16 protein-coding genes are annotated in these 15,780 nt (G+C 54.7%); 11 read left to right on the forward strand and 5 right to left on the reverse strand.

Annotated features, from left to right (window positions below; genetic code table 11):
• A partial coding sequence (locus tag IHN22_RS09450) for a DNA topoisomerase (RefSeq protein WP_300986232.1) occupies positions 1 to 840 on the reverse strand: 840 nt, incomplete at its 3' end.
• Between the two features lie 130 nt (positions 841 to 970).
• Here IHN22_RS09450 and IHN22_RS09455 point away from each other — a divergent pair.
• On the forward strand, positions 971 to 1,159 hold the full coding sequence (locus tag IHN22_RS09455) for a hypothetical protein (protein WP_087188230.1): 189 nt from the start codon (positions 971 to 973) through the stop codon (positions 1,157 to 1,159).
• A gap of 42 nt (positions 1,160 to 1,201) precedes the next feature.
• Here the strand turns inward: IHN22_RS09455 and IHN22_RS09460 are convergent, their stop codons facing one another.
• The gene (locus IHN22_RS09460) at positions 1,202 to 1,522 is read right to left on the reverse strand and encodes a winged helix-turn-helix transcriptional regulator (protein ID WP_343212783.1); all 321 of its coding nucleotides are present in this window, start codon (positions 1,520 to 1,522) and stop codon (positions 1,202 to 1,204) included.
• A 115-nt stretch (positions 1,523 to 1,637) separates the two neighbouring features.
• Between IHN22_RS09460 and IHN22_RS09465 the strand changes: the two genes are divergently transcribed.
• From IHN22_RS09465 to IHN22_RS09475, 3 genes are all read left to right on the forward strand, one after another.
• Positions 1,638 to 2,249 carry a LysE/ArgO family amino acid transporter gene (locus IHN22_RS09465; RefSeq protein ID WP_087265678.1) on the forward strand — a complete coding sequence of 204 codons (612 nt, stop codon included), beginning with the start codon at positions 1,638 to 1,640 and terminating at the stop codon, positions 2,247 to 2,249.
• A 138-nt stretch (positions 2,250 to 2,387) separates the two neighbouring features.
• Positions 2,388 to 5,165: a class I SAM-dependent DNA methyltransferase gene (locus IHN22_RS09470; protein ID WP_191434971.1), complete on the forward strand. Its 2,778-nt coding sequence runs from the start codon at positions 2,388 to 2,390 to the stop codon at positions 5,163 to 5,165.
• On the forward strand, positions 5,162 to 6,481 hold the full coding sequence (locus IHN22_RS09475; protein ID WP_191434973.1) for an ATP-binding protein: 1,320 nt from the start codon (positions 5,162 to 5,164) through the stop codon (positions 6,479 to 6,481). Before IHN22_RS09470 ends, IHN22_RS09475 begins: the two co-directional genes overlap by 4 nt.
• Positions 6,482 to 6,636: 155 nt before the next feature.
• On the opposite strand, the gene pepT is transcribed toward IHN22_RS09475, so the two are convergent.
• The gene (gene pepT, locus IHN22_RS09480) at positions 6,637 to 7,848 is read right to left on the reverse strand and encodes a peptidase T (RefSeq protein ID WP_191434975.1); all 1,212 of its coding nucleotides are present in this window, start codon (positions 7,846 to 7,848) and stop codon (positions 6,637 to 6,639) included.
• A 113-nt stretch (positions 7,849 to 7,961) separates the two neighbouring features.
• On the opposite strand from pepT, the gene IHN22_RS09485 reads away from it, so the two are divergent.
• A complete protein-coding gene (locus tag IHN22_RS09485) occupies positions 7,962 to 8,909 on the forward strand; it encodes an alpha/beta fold hydrolase (RefSeq protein ID WP_087188234.1) in 948 nt (315 codons plus the stop codon).
• 42 nt (positions 8,910 to 8,951) lie between these two features.
• Here the strand turns inward: IHN22_RS09485 and IHN22_RS09490 are convergent, their stop codons facing one another.
• Together IHN22_RS09490 and rpmB are read right to left on the reverse strand one after the other, a co-directional pair.
• On the reverse strand, positions 8,952 to 9,290 hold the full coding sequence (locus IHN22_RS09490; protein WP_087188235.1) for a histidine triad nucleotide-binding protein: 339 nt from the start codon (positions 9,288 to 9,290) through the stop codon (positions 8,952 to 8,954).
• Between the two features lie 116 nt (positions 9,291 to 9,406).
• Positions 9,407 to 9,595, reverse strand: a complete 189-nt coding sequence (gene rpmB / locus IHN22_RS09495) for a 50S ribosomal protein L28 (protein WP_087188236.1) — start codon at positions 9,593 to 9,595, stop codon at positions 9,407 to 9,409.
• A 524-nt stretch (positions 9,596 to 10,119) separates the two neighbouring features.
• On the opposite strand from rpmB, the gene hprK reads away from it, so the two are divergent.
• The 6 genes from hprK to rpsB all read left to right on the forward strand — a co-directional run.
• Positions 10,120 to 11,073: an HPr(Ser) kinase/phosphatase gene (gene hprK, locus IHN22_RS09500; protein WP_087188237.1), complete on the forward strand. Its 954-nt coding sequence runs from the start codon at positions 10,120 to 10,122 to the stop codon at positions 11,071 to 11,073.
• Positions 11,074 to 11,162: 89 nt separating this feature from the next.
• Positions 11,163 to 12,605 (forward strand): MBOAT family O-acyltransferase, encoded by a 1,443-nt coding sequence (locus IHN22_RS09505; protein WP_191434977.1) that lies wholly within the window; start codon positions 11,163 to 11,165, stop codon positions 12,603 to 12,605.
• A gap of 15 nt (positions 12,606 to 12,620) precedes the next feature.
• Entirely contained in the window at positions 12,621 to 13,640 is a 1,020-nt protein-coding gene (locus IHN22_RS09510; protein ID WP_191434979.1) for an SGNH/GDSL hydrolase family protein, read from the forward strand.
• Between the two features lie 104 nt (positions 13,641 to 13,744).
• Positions 13,745 to 14,200, forward strand: coding sequence for an RNA polymerase sigma factor (locus IHN22_RS09515; protein ID WP_300986240.1), 456 nt, complete (start codon positions 13,745 to 13,747; stop codon positions 14,198 to 14,200).
• A 24-nt stretch (positions 14,201 to 14,224) separates the two neighbouring features.
• Positions 14,225 to 15,409, forward strand: coding sequence for a DUF4179 domain-containing protein (locus IHN22_RS09520; RefSeq protein WP_191434981.1), 1,185 nt, complete (start codon positions 14,225 to 14,227; stop codon positions 15,407 to 15,409).
• Positions 15,410 to 15,618: 209 nt separating this feature from the next.
• Positions 15,619 to 15,780: 30S ribosomal protein S2 (rpsB, locus tag IHN22_RS09525; protein ID WP_191434983.1), on the forward strand; the 162-nt coding region annotated here is incomplete at its 3' end.

Here is a 15,780-nt window from a genome sequence, read left to right on the forward strand (position 1 = left end):
CCGCTGCAGCTCGGTCAGGTCGTAGGCAGCGGGCGGAGGTGTTTGCTTCCAGGTGCGCTTGATTTCGGTCAGCACAGCGGTCTTTCCAGCCAGTTTATTGACAAGGGAATATGCTTGCTCCTTGCTGAAAATACGGGCCTGTCCGTTTTTATCACGCCATGTTGCTGTGAAGCCATTTAGCTTCACGGAAACGGTATAAAATTCCTTGGGTTGGAACTTGCGGATCTCCTCCTCACGGTCCACAATGAGGGCCAGGGTGGGGGTCTGGACCCGTCCGGCGGACAGCTGAGCGTTGTACTTGCAGGTGAGAGCCCGGGTGACATTGAGGCCCACCACCCAGTCGGCCACGCTGCGGGCCCGGGCGGAGTGGTACAGGTTGTCGTAGTCGGCGGCGGGGCGCAGGTGGGCAAAGCCCTCCTTGATGGCCTTATCAGTCTGGGAGGAGATCCACAGCCGTTTGGCCGGCTTCTTCCAGCCCGCCTTCTCCATGATCCACCGGGCTACCAATTCTCCCTCACGGCCGGCGTCGGTGGCGATGACCAGATCGCTGACGTCGCCACGGCGCATCTGGGCCTGTACCGCCCGGAACTGCCGCCCGGACTGAGGAATGACCACCGTTTTCATTCTGTCGGGCAGCATGGGCAGAGTAAGCATATCCCACTTGGCCCAAGCCTTGTCATAGTCCTCCGGGGGCGCCAGCTCCACCAGATGGCCCAGGGCCCAGGTGACAATGTAGCGCTCCCCCTCCAGAAAGCCCTCGCCCGACTTTTTGCAGCCCAACACACGGGCCAATTCCCGCGCTACCGAGGGCTTTTCCGCTAATACCAATGTTTTAGCCATATAGATTCTCCTAACCGCCGTTAAACGGCGTTTCTGGGTGATTTTCAACGGTTGACTTTTGGATACCGCTCTGGTATGTTTAAGCCAGAAGGAATCCCTGTTACTGGTGCGACTGAGAAAGGAGTACAGTATGTTCGGGTTTGCTGGTTTGCAGATCAAGATGAGCCAGACTTTGCCCCCCGAGGACCGGATGAGTTCTGCCGAGCGGGTTTGCCGCAGACAGGCCAGGGACGCGGAATGGAAGTTCCGGGTCTCCAAGGGATACGAGAAGGATACCTTCTGGAACCGGGTCAAGTTCAATATGACCCACAAAGACTGAGTTTCTATCCAGCCGCGGGCTTTGCCCGCGGCTTTTTTGCATTTAGAGGGAGATGCTCCAGTTACCCAACTGATCCAGAATGGGGATCAGCTGTTTGCAGGGCTCTGTGATGCTGTATTCCACCCGCACCGGTACCTCCAGATACTCTGTCCGGGTGACCAGCTTGTCCTCCTCCAGCTCCCGAAGGGCATTGGCCAGCACAGTGTTGGATACCCCGTCCAGCGTCTTTTTCAGCTGATTGTACCGGGTGGGGCCATTATTATACAGGGAGCACAGGATCTGCATCTTCCACTTGCCGCCGATAAGGGACAGGGCGTGGTTCAGAGGGCAGGTATCCATGCAGGGACAGTTTTCATGTTCCACAGGTCAGTTCCTCCTTACCTGGTACGAAATTTCTGCGTTCTTGCGTTGGGAGAAGATAGGTACTATAATACTACCAGGTTGTAAAAATGAAAAGTATTTTTTAGGAGGAATTTCCATGCCGCCCTATTTGACTGGTCTTGGCATTGGCCTGGCCTATGTGGCCCCCATCGGAATGCAGAACCTGTTCGTCATCAATTCAGCTCTGACTCAGCCCCGGCACAAGGCGCTGCTGACTGCCCTCATCGTGGTATTCTTCGATGTGACCCTGGCGCTGGCCTGCTTCTTTGGCATCGGCGCGCTGATGGAACACTTCACCTGGCTGCAGATGGTTATTCTGCTGGTGGGCGGCGCCATCGTGATCTGGATCGGCATCAGTCTGCTGCGGGATAAGCCCACCATGGACAACAATGTGGATGTAAACATCTCTCTGCCCAAGGTGGCGGCCAAGGCCTGCGTGGTCACCTGGTTCAATCCCCAGGCCATCATCGATGGTACCATGCTGTTTGGCGGTTTCCGGGCGGGCAACCCCGGCGGGGTGAGCACCCAGCTGATTCTGGGTTCCTCCACCGCCTCCTTCCTGTGGTTCTTCGGCATCACGGTGCTGATCTCCCTCTTCTCCGCCCGCTTCAACGACAAGATCCTGCGGGTCATCAACATTGTCTGCGGTATTATTATTATTTTCTACGGCGGCAAGCTGATTTGGCAGTTCTTCCAAATGGTGATGTAAAAAAGTCCCCTCCCAACGGAGGGGACTTTTTCTGTCCAACCGGCGGCAGGAGAATCTGATGCAGCGGCTGGAAATATGAACCGGTCTATGCTATGCTTAATAAAAACAGTAAATCAGCACTCAGGAGGATCGGAAGTCATGACAGATGTGCAGCAGAGGGCAGCGGCGAAGGAGTTTACAGCCTATTGGGCAGGCCGGGGCGACGAGAAGCAGGAGACCCAGCGTTTTTGGATCGACCTGCTTCGGAATGTCTACGGTGTGGCGGAGCCGGAGAAGGCCATTGAGTTTGAGTGTCCTGTGAAGCTGGACCATGTCAGCTTCATTGACGGATATATCAAGGATACCCGTGTCCTTATTGAGCAAAAGGGGGCGGACATCGACCTGCGGCGGGGCTACAAGCAGTCCGACGGCTCCATGCTGACGCCCTATCAGCAGGCCCGCCGTTACGCGGGCTATCTGCCCCACGACAAGAACCCCCGGTGGATCGTGGTATGCAATTTCCGGGAGTTTCACGTCCACGACATGAACCGCCCTAATGACGAGCCGGAAGTAGTGACCCTGGCCGACCTGGAGAAGGAATATCACCGCCTGAATTTCCTGGTGGACACCGGGGATGAAAACATCAAAAAGGAGATGGAGATCTCCTTGCAGGCCGGTGAGATCGTGGGCGCCCTGTACGATACGCTTTTGAAGCAGTACAAGGACCCGGAATCCCCGGAGACGCTGAAGAGCCTGAACGCCCTGTGCGTCCGGCTGGTGTTTTGCCTGTACGCCGAGGACGCGGAGATTTTCGGGGGCCACGGCAAATTTCACGACTATATGCAGCGCCACCAGAGCGACGCCCGCCGTGCCCTGATGGATCTGTTCCAGGTGCTGGATACCAGGCCGGAGGACCGGGACCCCTATATGGACGATGATCTGGCTTCCTTTCCCTATGTCAACGGCGGGCTGTTTGCCGATGAGCATATCATCATTCCCCGGCTGGACGAGACCATTGTGGAACTGATCCTCCAGCGGGCCAGCGCGGACTTTGACTGGTCCTCCATCAGTCCCACCATTTTCGGCGCTGTGTTTGAGAGCACCCTGAACCCGGAGACCCGCCGCTCCGGCGGAATGCACTACACCAGCATCGAGAATATCCACAAGGTCATTGACCCGCTGTTTCTGGACGACTTACGGGGGGAACTGGCGGACATTCAGGCCGTGGCGGTGGAGACCACCCGGAAACGCCGCCTGAGAGACTTTCAGCATAAGCTGGCGGGGCTGAAATTTCTGGACCCGGCCTGCGGTTCGGGCAACTTCCTGACCGAGACCTACATCTCCCTGCGCAAGCTGGAAAACGAGGTGCTGCGCAGCCTCAGCAACCAGATCGTCCTGGGTGACTTTATCAACCCCATTCAGGTCTCCATCGGCCAGTTCTACGGCATCGAGATCAACGATTTCGCCGTCTCGGTGGCCAAGACCGCCCTGTGGATCGCCGAGAGCCAGATGATGAAGGAGACTGAGGACATCATCCATATGTCTTTGGATTTCCTGCCGCTGAAATCCTACGCCAACATCGTGGAGGGCAACGCCCTGCGGATGGATTGGGAGAGCGTGGTGCCCAAGCATGAGCTGGATTATATCATGGGCAATCCGCCGTTTGTGGGGTACTCCCTCCAAAGCAAGGAGCAAAAAGAGGATATTCTATCTATCTACATAGATGAAAAAGGAAAGCCATACAAGACAGCAGGAAAAATTGATTATGTTTCCGGCTGGTACTTTAAAGCATCCGCATTTATGCAGAAAACCTGTATCCATACTGCTTTTGTGTCCACAAATTCTATCACTCAAGGTGAACAGGTTGCTGGCGTGTGGAAGCCGCTATACGACCAATTTGGAATCCATATCGACTTTGCTCACCGAACTTTCCGCTGGGACAGTGAAGCTAGTCTAAAAGCTCATGTTCATTGTGTGATTGTTGGATTTAGTGTTGCATCAAACGATACAGAACGTCGTTTATATACAACAGATCGTATGGCGATTGTCGAAAATATCAATCCCTATTTAATTGATGCACCCAATATCTTTATTGAAAGCCGAACAAAACCCATCTGCCATGTTTTAGAAATGACTTCCGGGAATAGGCCCGCTGATGGTGGCCACTTGATAATCGAGGCAAATGATTATGAAGAATTTGTATCAAAAGAACCAAAAGCAATTCCGTACTTAAAAAGATTAAGCGGAGCCACAGAATTTATAAATAACAAAAAACGATGGTGTCTATGGTTGGTAGGTGTATCACCTGCGGAGTTGCGAAAAATGCCTAAAGTAATGGAGAGAATTGAGCTTTGTAAGCTTGATCGCTTAAATGGTGCCGATGACAGAAAAAAGTTAGCTGACACACCTGCGTTATTTAGAGAGACAAAGAATCCAGAAACGGCTATTGTTGTTCCTAGACACTCAACAGAGAATCGAAGATATATTCCGTTTGGATTTATTGGAAAAGAAATGATTTTAACTGACGCTGCAATGTGTATCCCTAACGCAACTATTTACGATTTTGGAATTTTGGAATCTAATGTACATATGGCTTGGACAAGAGCCGTATGTGGGCGAATTAAAAGTGACTACCGCTATTCAAAAGACATTGTTTACAACAACTTCCCCTGGCCCACGCCTACCGACGAACAGAAGGCCAAAATCGAGGAGACCGCCCAGGCCATTCTGGACGCCCGGGCCCTCTATCCCGACTCCAGCCTGGCCGATCTCTACGACGAGACCACCATGCCCCCGGAGTTGCGTAAGGCCCACCAGCAAAACGACAAGGCCGTTATGCGCGCCTACGGCTTTGACATCAAGACTACCACCGAAACCTCTTGCGTAGCAGAGCTAATGAAGATGTACCAGAAGTTGATGAATGGAGGAGGCCGATGAAGTATTCTCCTTTTGTAGATAAAAAAGGAAATCCTTTAGAGCTATCAAAAATTCGTTTTTCCCACTTAGCACAGCTGAAAGAAGTAGATGAAGGATACAAAATTGAATATAAGCGTTCGTTTGATAAATCTGTAAAAGATAAAATACCAGCAATTATTACATCCTTTGCAAATTCTGAGGGCGGGTGGCTTATTATCGGAATTGATGATGATACACACGATATTATTGGTATTCCGAAGAAGCGAAGTGACTATAGTCAGACAATTTCTCAACTGCTTAAAGAAAAAACATCACCTATCCCCACTTTTGATTCCAAGTTTTTGCGTAACCCGGAAAATAAAAATGAAGGTGTTCTGGTTGTTGAAATATATGAGGGAACATTTCCCCCATATGTTTCTAATGGGACAATCTATATTAGAAACGGGAGCAGCAAAGAACCTGTTAAATCAGAACGCGCTACGATTGATCATTTATATCAAAAGGCACGACTATTTAAAGAAGAGATTTCAAAATTCTGCAAAAGAGACATTTACTTCCCAAACAATACTTTTAGTCAAGGAATTGGGCACATCACATATCCTATCTGTAATGTTTACTTTAAAAACATTCGTCACTCTCCAGAATATAGGTTAAAAAACAGAGATGATTTTGAAAATTTAAAAACCGAAGTGACAAATAAGAAGTATGCAAATTTGTTCCAGAATACGCAGCATACGTTCAATTCGTTAGTTTTTCGGCATCGAGCTCTTGATCCGTCTACCCCCTCACTCACTCCGACCATGGAAATATTTTCTGATTTTTCTGCAAAACTACACGTACCTTTAGGGTTTGCCTCTGATAATGAGCGAGAAACTGCAATCAATAACTTAAAAAATAGTGGGCTGATTTGCAAAGAAGATATAAAAATATGCGACGGCGTAGATTCGTTTAATTGTGTGTTTGGCTTGTTAAATCTCATTGCTATACTGTATGACTATCATAATATACCTATCTGTGATATGGCGGTTTGCTTTGAAATGGAAAATTCAGATAATACTGTGCTATATTTTGGTGGGAATATTTTTCTTGATCAAGCTAAAGCAAATGGTCTCTGTTATTGCAGCAGGATAGAAAGCAAAAGTAAAGTAATTTTTCTTAAAGATTCAAATGCCACCGACTATCAAGCTGTTGCATCCAGCCTAGCATATGATTTTTTCCTTGCAGAATTTGGATTTGATCCAAGCTATGCTGGAAAAATGATTTTACAAGCAAACAGGGAGAAATATCCAGATATAGAAAAAGATATATCACTCTGTGAGGAAGAAAGTAACGTATAGGGGTTCCCACAAAATTCTAGCACTATTATAAAATAGCTCAAAAATACCACCCACCTGCAATAGTTACAGATGGGTGGTATTTTTTTCGTATATAATGATTTCCTTAATTTAATGACATTGCTCCGTTTGGAGGGGACTTTTCTTATTCCTCAAATTCAGGCCTTCACCAGATGGACCAGCACGTCGGTCATCTTGTGCAGGGCGTCCACCGGGATATACTCGTGGACCCCGTGGAAGTTGACGCCGCCGGTACACAGATTGGGGCAGGGGAGGCCCATATAGCTGAGCCGGGCGCCGTCGGTACCGCCACGAATGGGAACCTCCAGAGGAGTGATGCCGACGGCCTCCATGGCGGTTCGGGCACGATGGATCAGATACATATGGGGCTCGATCTGCTCTCGCATATTGTAATAGGAATCCTTCAGCTCCATTTCTACCGTGCCGGCACCATATTTGGCGTTGAGATAGTCCACAACACGGGTAAGGAAGGCCTTGCGGTCCTCAAACTTGGCCCGGTCGTGGTCCCGGATGATATAGGAGAGGGTAGCGGTGGTCTCATCGCCGGACATCTCGCACAGGTGGTAGAAGCCCTCGCGGCCCTCGGTGTGGGCAGGGGTCTCGGCGGGAGGCAGCAGGTTGACCAGTTCCACGGCCATGAGAATGGCACTCTTCATCTTGTTTTTGGCGGAGCCGGGGTGGATGTTCACGCCATGAATGGTGATCTGAGCGCTAGCGGCGTTGAAGTTTTCATACTCCAGCTCGCCCAGCTCGCCGCCATCCACGGTGTAGGCCACCGCCGCGCCGAAGCCCGCCACGTCGAAGTGGTCGGCACCGCTGCCCACCTCCTCGTCGGGGGTGAAGCCCACAGCAATGCGGCCATGGGGGATCTCGGGGTGGAGGGTGAGATATTCCACGGCGGACATGATCTCCGCCACGCCGGCCTTGTCGTCGGCTCCCAGCAGGGTGGTGCCGTCGGTGACGATCAGGTCCTGGCCCACATATTTGGACAGGCTCTCAAACTCGGCGGCCTTCATGGTGATCTGCTTTTCCTCATTCAGGAGGATGTCGCCCCCCTCATAGTGGACAATGCGGGGCTTTACATCAGCGCCGGGGGCGCTGGGGGAGGTGTCCATGTGGGCAATGAGGCCCATACAGGGGATGCCCTCACAGCCCGGAGTGGCGGGCAGCCAGCCGTAGACGTAGCCATACTCGTCCATGTGAGCGTTGTGCAGACCCATCTGACTCAGTTCCGCGGCCAGGGTTTCCCCGAGTACCTTCTGCTTTTCGGTGGTGGGAGTGGTCTGGCTGTGCTCGTCTGACTGGGTATCATAGGTGACGTACTTTAAAAACCGTTCCACAGCGTTCATGTTCTGCGTCCTTTCTCCCGGTTTCCGTTCCTTGCTCTTGACGGATACCGGGCAATGGAATAGACTAGACTAAATAGCACCCGATATTATACCATAAGAGGAGCCGGATTTCTATGGTGACGACGCAGGAATTTACCTTCCCCTCCAGCGATGGAGTCCATCTGGTGGGAGCCACCTGGTGGAAAGGGGAGACGGAGCGGCCCAGGGCCATCGTGCAGCTGGTCCACGGCATTTCGGAGTATATCGGCCGGTATGACGACTTTGCCCGGTTTCTGGCAGAGTGCGGCTACTGGGTGGTGGGTCACGACCATCTGGGCCACGGCCGCACGGCGACGGACCCGTCGGAGTACGGCTGGTTTGCCGACAAAGATGGGTGGAAGTATGTGCTGAAGGACACCCGCACCCTGCGGCGGTTGGCAGGGGAGGCCTGCCCGGAGGCTCCCTATTTTATCATGGGTCACTCCATGGGCTCCTTTGTGGTGCGGGGTTATCTCAGTTACTGGCCGGGTACAGTGGACGGGGCCATCCTGTCGGGTACAGGCCAGGAGGCACCCGCCAAGGTGAACGCGGGGCTGGCCCTTTCCGGCCTGCTTCTGAAAACCAAAGGCCCCAGAGCTCACAGCAAACTGCTGGACAATCTGTCCGTTGGGGCCTACAACAAGCAGTTCAAGCCCACCCGCACCGGGGCGGACTGGATCTCCCGGGATCAGGCGGTGGTGGACGCCTACTGTGCCGATCCCCTGTGCCAGTTCCTGCCCACGGTGAGTATGTTCCACGACATGATGCACGGGCTCAATCTGCTGGCCCGGAAGAGCACTTTGGCTCGGCTGGACCCGAATACGCCGGTATACTTCTTTGCCGGAGACCGGGACCCGGTGGGCCAGCAGGGTAAAGGTGTCAAAAAAGTGGCCCGCTGGTTCAAGGAGGCGGGTGTAAAGGATGTTGCCGTCAAGCTTTACCCGGAGGGCCGCCACGAAATGCTCAACGAGACCAACCACCAGCAGGTCTATGAGGATGTGCTGGCCTGGCTGGAGGGGCATTTAAAGAAGAAAGAGGCATGACAAAAGCGGCCGCGCACAGCGCGGCCGCTTTTCTTTGGGGGATTAGCCCGGAGGCCAGGTCATATCCCGGCCTGCCAGCACATGGAAGTGCAGGTGGTGGACTGACTGGCCCGCCTGCTCTCCGCAGTTGGACACCACTCGGAAGTCGGTGATGCCCAGCTGGGCGGTCACTTTGGAGATGACCTCAAAGATATGGGCCACCACGCCGGCATTGTCGGCGGTGATCTCGCCGCAGGAACCGATGTGGGCCTTGGGGATCACCAGGAAATGGGTGGGCGCCTGGGGATCGATGTCATAGAAGGCAAAGACCTGATCGTCCTCATAGACCTTGTTGGACGGGATCTCCCCGGCGGCGATCTTACAGAACAGACAGTCGCTCATAGCAGGACCTCCTCATTTGTCAAGCTGGGTCCAGTATAGCACAGAAGGGTGGGCTTGTCATGCCTGAAAACGAAAAAAGGACCGCCCGACTGGGCAGTCCTTTTTCTATCGGTCAATCACACAGCGCGGGTGACCTTACCCGAACGGAGGCATCTGGTGCACACATAAACGTGCTTGGGCGTGCCGTTGACGATCGCCTTGACGCGCTTCACATTGGGCTTCCAGGGGCGGTTGGTGCGGCGGTGAGAGTGGGACACCTTAATACCGAACACGACACCCTTGTCGCAAAATTCACATTTGGCCATTCACTTATACCTCCTCGCTCGTCAGGATACGCTTACAAAAGCATCGAACGATATGATAGCAGAACTTTCGAAAAAATGCAAGTGCTTTTTTCAAAATGACTGGAATTTTTCTGCGGAGGCCTGTACACAGGTTCTTACCACACCGCTTCTTTTGGCAAATTGCCTTCCCGGTTGCAAATCGGGAGGAGAGAATGGTATAATAATGTCTACTGAATAAACCGCGATGCGGTTTATTCGCGCGGAGGTAGCTGCGCAATTTCATAAAAACAGCTCGAAGTGGCTGTTTTTATAAAATTCAGCCATTGTTACAATGCGTATTTCCGTTGGCGCGTCTCAACGCACCAACGGAAAGTGCGAGGTTTTTTGGACGAGATCGTCCAAAACCCTTGCACTTGAACAAAGCCATTTGGCCTTGAAAACTTTGGTTTTCAAGGTTTGTGGCTTTGTTCAGTACGCATTATAATAAAACAAATCGCTTTGAAATGACCGGCGGGGGACAACCCGCCTTTATAGGAGGAAGAGCTATGGAAAGCTTGTACACCGTCAAACTGGGCGAATTGATCAAAAAGTTTAATCTGGAGGTGCTCCGCGGGGCGGAGGGCTATGAGGACCAGGCTATCTGCACGGAGGACGTGAATCGTCCCGGCCTGCAGCTTACCGGATTTTTTGACTACTTCGATCCCCATCGGCTCCAGGTCATTGGCAAGGTGGAGGATACCTACCTCTCGGGCCTGACGCCGGATCAGAGGCGGGAGAGCTTTGAGTTGCTGCTGAGCCAGGATATTCCTGCCCTTATCGTCTCCCGGGGTATTGATCCCTTCCCGGAGTGCATGGAGATGGCGGAGAAATATGACCGGACGGTGCTTCGCAGCCAGGACACCACCAGTGTGCTCATGAGCACCATCATTGCCTCCCTGAAATCCTACCTGGCTCCCCGCATCACCCGCCACGGTGTGCTGGTGGAGGTATATGGCGAGGGCGTGCTGCTGCTGGGCGAGTCCGGCGTGGGCAAGAGTGAGACCGCCATCGAGCTGGTGAAGCGTGGACACCGCCTCATCGCCGACGACGCGGTGGAGATCAAGCAGACTGTCACCGGCGGCCTGATGGGTACTGCGCCCGAGCTCATCCGCCATTATATCGAGCTGCGGGGCATCGGCGTCATTGACGTGCGCCGCCTGTTCGGTATGAGCGCTGTTAAAGAAGAGGCGGAGATCGACATGGTCATCAGCCTGGAGCAGTGGAAGGACGGGGCCATGTATGACCGGCTGGGTCTGGAGAACCTGTACACCACCATTCTGGACGTACAGGTGCCCTCCCTCACCATCCCGGTGAAGCCGGGCCGGAATCTGGCGGTCATCATCGAGGTGGCGGCCATGAACAACCGCCACAAGAAGATGGGCTACAACGCCGCTCTGGAGTTTACCAAGCAGATCAACGAGCACTTTGACCAGGCCATGAGCGCCCAGATGAACAAGTAATCCCTCAGATCACGGCCCGCCGCGGCGGACTTCGGAGCCAGAGGCCCCGGAGCAAAGCCCGGCGGGCTTTTTAAAGGATGTGACCGCTCTTGACCTTTTTATCCCTGCCCTTCTTCTGCTTTTTTCCGGTAACAGCGCTGGGCTATTTTCTGCTGCCCCGGAAGGTGCGGAACCTGTGGCTGCTGTTGGCAAGCTGGTTTTTCTATCTGTGTGCCAAGCCGGTCTATCTCACCCTGCTGCTCTTTGTGATCCTCACCTCCTATGGAGCGGGGATCTCCCTAGGAAAGAAGAAAAAGCGGTGGGTGTTGGTGCTCTGCCTGCTGATTGATATTGTCCTGCTCTTCCTTTTTAAATATGTCAACTTTGCGCTCTCTCTGGCGGCTGGTGTGCTCCAGGGAGCGGGAATCAGTTGGACGGCCCCGGTGCTGGACCTTGTGCTGCCGGTGGGCATCTCCTTCTACCTCTTTCAGGCTATGGGTTATGTCATGGACGTGTGGCGGGGCAAGGCGGAAGTCCAGCGGAATTTCCTGCTCCACGCCCTGTTTCTCTCCTTCTTCCCCCAGGTGGTGTCCGGCCCCATCGGACGGGCGGCAGAGCTCACCCCTCAGTTCCGGCAGCCCCACCCCTTCGACTGGGACAGGTTCCGGCAGGGACTGGTGCGCTTCCTGTGGGGCGCTTTTAAGAAGATGGTGCTGGCCGACCGGCTGGCGGTGCTGGTTAACACCATCTTCGGGGCGCCGGAGACCTTTGGCGCAGTGCAGGTGATGGGAGCGGCGGTGGCCTTTTCCCTTCAGATCTACTGTGACTTTTCCTCCTACACAGACATGGCCCTGGGGGTGGCCCACAGCATGGGCTTCACCCTGCGTGAGAACTTCGATACCCCCTATTTTTCCCGCACCATTGCGGAATTCTGGCGGCGGTGGCATATGTCCCTGACCAGCTGGTTCCGGGACTACCTCTACATCCCCCTGGGCGGCTCCCGACGGGGCGCGGCCAGAAAATATCTGAATGTACTCATCGTCTTTGCCGTCAGCGGCCTGTGGCACGGGGCGGCTATGACCTTTGTGGTGTGGGGTGTGCTCAACGGCCTTTACCAGGTAATGGGGGCGGTGACTGCACCCCTGCGGGAAAAGGGGTACAGACTGCTCCGCATCAGGGAGGACGGCCCCTTCCGGCGAGGGGTACAGATCCTGCTTACCTTCCTGTTGGCCACGGTGGCCTGGGTGTTCTTCAAGGCCAGCTCCCTGCCCAACGCCCTGGCGGTGCTGAGCGGGATGGTACACGGCCCCCTATGGGTGCGCCAGAGTATGGGCCTGGACCGGTGGGAGCTGCTGGCCGCCGCTGCGGGATTGCTGCTGCTTTTACTGGTAGATCTGCTGAGCAAACGATACGATTTGTGGAAGGCCTACTTGAAACAGCCCCGGCTAGTACGGTGGTGCATCCTGTGGGTGCTCCTCTTTGGTTGCCTGATCTTCGGCAGCTATGGAGCAGGGTATGACGCTCAGGATTTTATGTATGGATTTAGTTTTTAAGGAGGGGATACACCAATGAAGCGCCTGAACAAGGGGAAAGAGTGCTTCTTTGCCCTCCTCTTCCTGCTGCTGACGGCAGTGATGGTCAATTTTATCTCCGACGTTCTGCGGCCCTCACAGACCATGTACGGAGCCACCTGGAGTGCTTTCCGGGCGGAACCGGAGGACAGCCTGGACGTGATCTATCTGGGCAGCTCCTTTGCCTACTGCGATTTCAACCCCTCAGTGGTGTACGATGCCTCCGGCCTGACGGGGTATGTGATGGCGGGCTCGGAACAGCCTCTGTCCATTACCTATTGGTATTTGAAGGAGATTTTCCGTACGCAGTCTCCCTCCGCCGTGGTGCTGGAGGGCACTTCGCTGTACTTTAAGCAGTACCAGAACTATACCCAGCAGAATGTGAGCCAAATGCCGTTCTCGGTCAACAAACTGGGCGCCATCTTTACGGCGTCTGAGAAGAACCTGCGGACCGGACTGCTCTTTGACCTGTCCCTCTACCACAGCCGTTGGAAGGAGATGGGTAAAAGCGATCTGAAAAAAGCGGTGGTTCCGTTACAGGGGGACTACTACAAGGGCTTTACGCCGGTGGATCAGGTGATGGACGGCGTGGGAGAAACGGTGGTGGAAGGTAACCGCACAGTGTCGGAGGAGGACTACGCCGCCAACCTGGTATGGCTGGGCAGGATCCTGGACCTCTGCCGGGAGCACGGCGCCCAGCCTATCGTCACCTTCAATCCCAGCTATACCCGCTGCACCCAGGAACAGTACGCCCGCAATACGGCAGACATTCTGGCTCTGGATGGGGAGACGCTGGTATACAACTGGTCGGACAGCTTTGAGGAGATGGGGCTGATCCCCACGGAGCACCTCTATGACGGCGGCCATCTGAACCAGGATGGAGCAGCCATATTTTCCGCCTGGCTGGGCCAGTTCCTGACAGGTGAGGTGGGGCTGGTGCCCAGAACTCAGACTGCGGAAAATGCGGCCGCCTGGGAGGAATCTGCTGCCTGGTGGCGGGAGAAAAACCAGAGCTGACTTGAAAAACCTCCGGCTTCGGCCGGAGGTTTTGTCACGTTTGGCTTTGCCCAGGTGTATTCCAGGTGAACGCGTTCCAATCCACAAGGCAAGGAGGGAGGACCATGGAAGGACAGGACAGGGAGGCGCTGGCCCGGCGGCTGGTGGACACTTATTCCGATCAGCTGCTGCGGCTGGCCTACTCGCTGCTGAACAATGTGCCGGACGCACAGGATGTGTGCCAGGAGGCGCTGCTTAAGAGGCTGGACCACGCCCCCATCTTTGAAAGCCGGGAGCACGAGCGGGCCTGGCTGATTCGGGTGACCATCAATCTGTGCAAAAATTTGCGGCGCAGTCCCTGGCGTACCCGGACGGTGGGGCTGGATACGGTGGCTGAACAGGCGGCCTTCCAACCGGAAGAGGGGGGCGTGCTGGAGGAGGTCCAGCAGCTGCCCGCCAAGTACCGGGAGGTATTGGTGCTCTATTATTATATGGGCTATGACACCAACGAAATTGCGGATATCCTGGGTATCCGGGCGGATGCGGTACGGGCCCGGATGAGCCGGGCCGACAGAAGCTGAGACTGGGATTGGAGGTACAGGGCTATGGCAAGCTATCGAGATGAACTGGACCGGCTGAAATTTTCGCCGGAGGAAAAGAATGAACTGACCCGCCGCCTGACGGCGGAGCGTGCGACCACAACGGCGCAGCGGATGCGCCTGCCCTACCGGGGACTGGTGGCTGCGGTAGCGGCCATCTCCCTGCTGGTGGGAGCGGTAGGCGCGGTATCTCTGGCAGGGGTATCTCCCACCTTCCGGGAACTGTTTGGTATTACCGATGATGCTCAGGCCCAGCAGCTGGGCGCGGAGCAGTTGAATCTGGTCTTTGAGGATCAAAATGGCTCCGGCGCCTCCATTACCGTCAAAGAGGTAGTCAAGGATCAGGAGCGGGTCTATGTGCTGCTGGACTTCACCGCTCCGGCAGGGGTGGCGCTTCCCATACCGGAGGAGACGGCGGACGGCCGGAATTTCTGGCTGGGGGAGGAAGAGGGGGACTGCTCCGCAGCCTTCTATGGAGATGAGGCTTGCACCCAGCGGGTGGACCCCCGCAGCTGGGGCTGGGGGTTCCGGGCAGTGGACGATACGGATACCACCGACCAAGTGATCCCCCTGATGCTCCAGATTACCTGCGATGAGACCCTGCCTGAGGAAGCGACCTGGCTGAAGGTTACCCACCTGTCCAACCTGTGGGCACTGGAAGACGGGAAAGAGACCCGTGTGCTGTCCGGAATGGACTTTACCCTCGCCATTCCGATCGAGACCACGGCGGAGATCTACTCCTTTGAGGGGCGCTGCGGCGTAAATCTGAACGGCGTCACGCTGGCCACGGCGGAAAATCTGACCATATCCCCGGTCAGCGTGGCCATGGATCTGGTGATACCAGACGGGGCGGCCTACGATGCTGCGTTCGAGGCCCAGGGTCCCTGGCAGGTGTATGTGCTGCTGGAGGACGGTACCCAGGTGTGGACCAAGTTTGAAAAGGGCGGCGGCGTTCAGGATGTGTTCCACGACGACGCGGGGCAGACCTTCTTCCGGGCTGACCACGTCCGCTTTGAGTTGGACTCCCCCATTGATGTGGCCCAGATCAAAGATATCGTCTTTGTAGGCGACAACAGTCTGGCGTATGGGGAGGAAGAGAGTGACGCGGTGATCCACTTCCGCTTTACCCCCCACTATTTCCGTAACGAGACCTACTGGAACCAGGTCAATGAAGGGTGGAAGAACAGCTGAATCCAGATGAAAAAGAGCTCGGAATGATCCGGGCTCTTTTTCGTTTTTTGCGGCGAAAAAATCCTTGCAAAACTGGAAACACTGTGATATCATATTCGGGCATGATTACGCACACCCGCGGACGGGGGGCCAGGTGCTTCCGCTTGGAGGTTGGCCGGCTCCGAATGAACCGGGTGGAGGAATCAACAATTAAAGGAGGAATTTTTACCATGGCAGTCGTATCTATGAAGCAGCTTCTCGAGGCGGGCGTTCACTTCGGTCACCAGACCCGTCGCTGGAACCCCAAGATGGCCACCTATATCTACACCGAGCGCAACGGCATCTATATCATCGACCTGCAGAAGACCGTGAAGAAGCTGGAGGAGGCCTAC

It is taken from the genome of Flavonifractor sp. An112, from assembly GCF_904377885.1.
In the GTDB taxonomy this organism is placed as follows: Bacteria; Bacillota; Clostridia; order Oscillospirales; family Oscillospiraceae; genus Flavonifractor; species Flavonifractor avicola.

What these genes read in the sequence shown, in the direction of transcription:
- IHN22_RS09455 (WP_087188230.1), top strand. Translation starts at nt 971, where the DNA reads ATGTTCGGGTTTGCTGGTTTGCAGATCAAGATGAGCCAGACTTTGCCC.
- IHN22_RS09465 (WP_087265678.1), top strand. Translation starts at nt 1,638, where the DNA reads ATGCCGCCCTATTTGACTGGTCTTGGCATTGGCCTGGCCTATGTGGCC.
- IHN22_RS09470 (WP_191434971.1), top strand. Translation starts at nt 2,388, where the DNA reads ATGACAGATGTGCAGCAGAGGGCAGCGGCGAAGGAGTTTACAGCCTAT.
- IHN22_RS09475 (WP_191434973.1), top strand. Translation starts at nt 5,162, where the DNA reads ATGAAGTATTCTCCTTTTGTAGATAAAAAAGGAAATCCTTTAGAGCTA.
- pepT (WP_191434975.1), bottom strand. Translation starts at nt 7,848, where the DNA reads ATGAACGCTGTGGAACGGTTTTTAAAGTACGTCACCTATGATACCCAG.
- IHN22_RS09485 (WP_087188234.1), top strand. Translation starts at nt 7,962, where the DNA reads ATGGTGACGACGCAGGAATTTACCTTCCCCTCCAGCGATGGAGTCCAT.
- IHN22_RS09490 (WP_087188235.1), bottom strand. Translation starts at nt 9,290, where the DNA reads ATGAGCGACTGTCTGTTCTGTAAGATCGCCGCCGGGGAGATCCCGTCC.
- rpmB (WP_087188236.1), bottom strand. Translation starts at nt 9,595, where the DNA reads ATGGCCAAATGTGAATTTTGCGACAAGGGTGTCGTGTTCGGTATTAAG.
- hprK (WP_087188237.1), top strand. Translation starts at nt 10,120, where the DNA reads ATGGAAAGCTTGTACACCGTCAAACTGGGCGAATTGATCAAAAAGTTT.
- IHN22_RS09510 (WP_191434979.1), top strand. Translation starts at nt 12,621, where the DNA reads ATGAAGCGCCTGAACAAGGGGAAAGAGTGCTTCTTTGCCCTCCTCTTC.
- IHN22_RS09515 (WP_300986240.1), top strand. Translation starts at nt 13,745, where the DNA reads ATGGAAGGACAGGACAGGGAGGCGCTGGCCCGGCGGCTGGTGGACACT.
- IHN22_RS09520 (WP_191434981.1), top strand. Translation starts at nt 14,225, where the DNA reads ATGGCAAGCTATCGAGATGAACTGGACCGGCTGAAATTTTCGCCGGAG.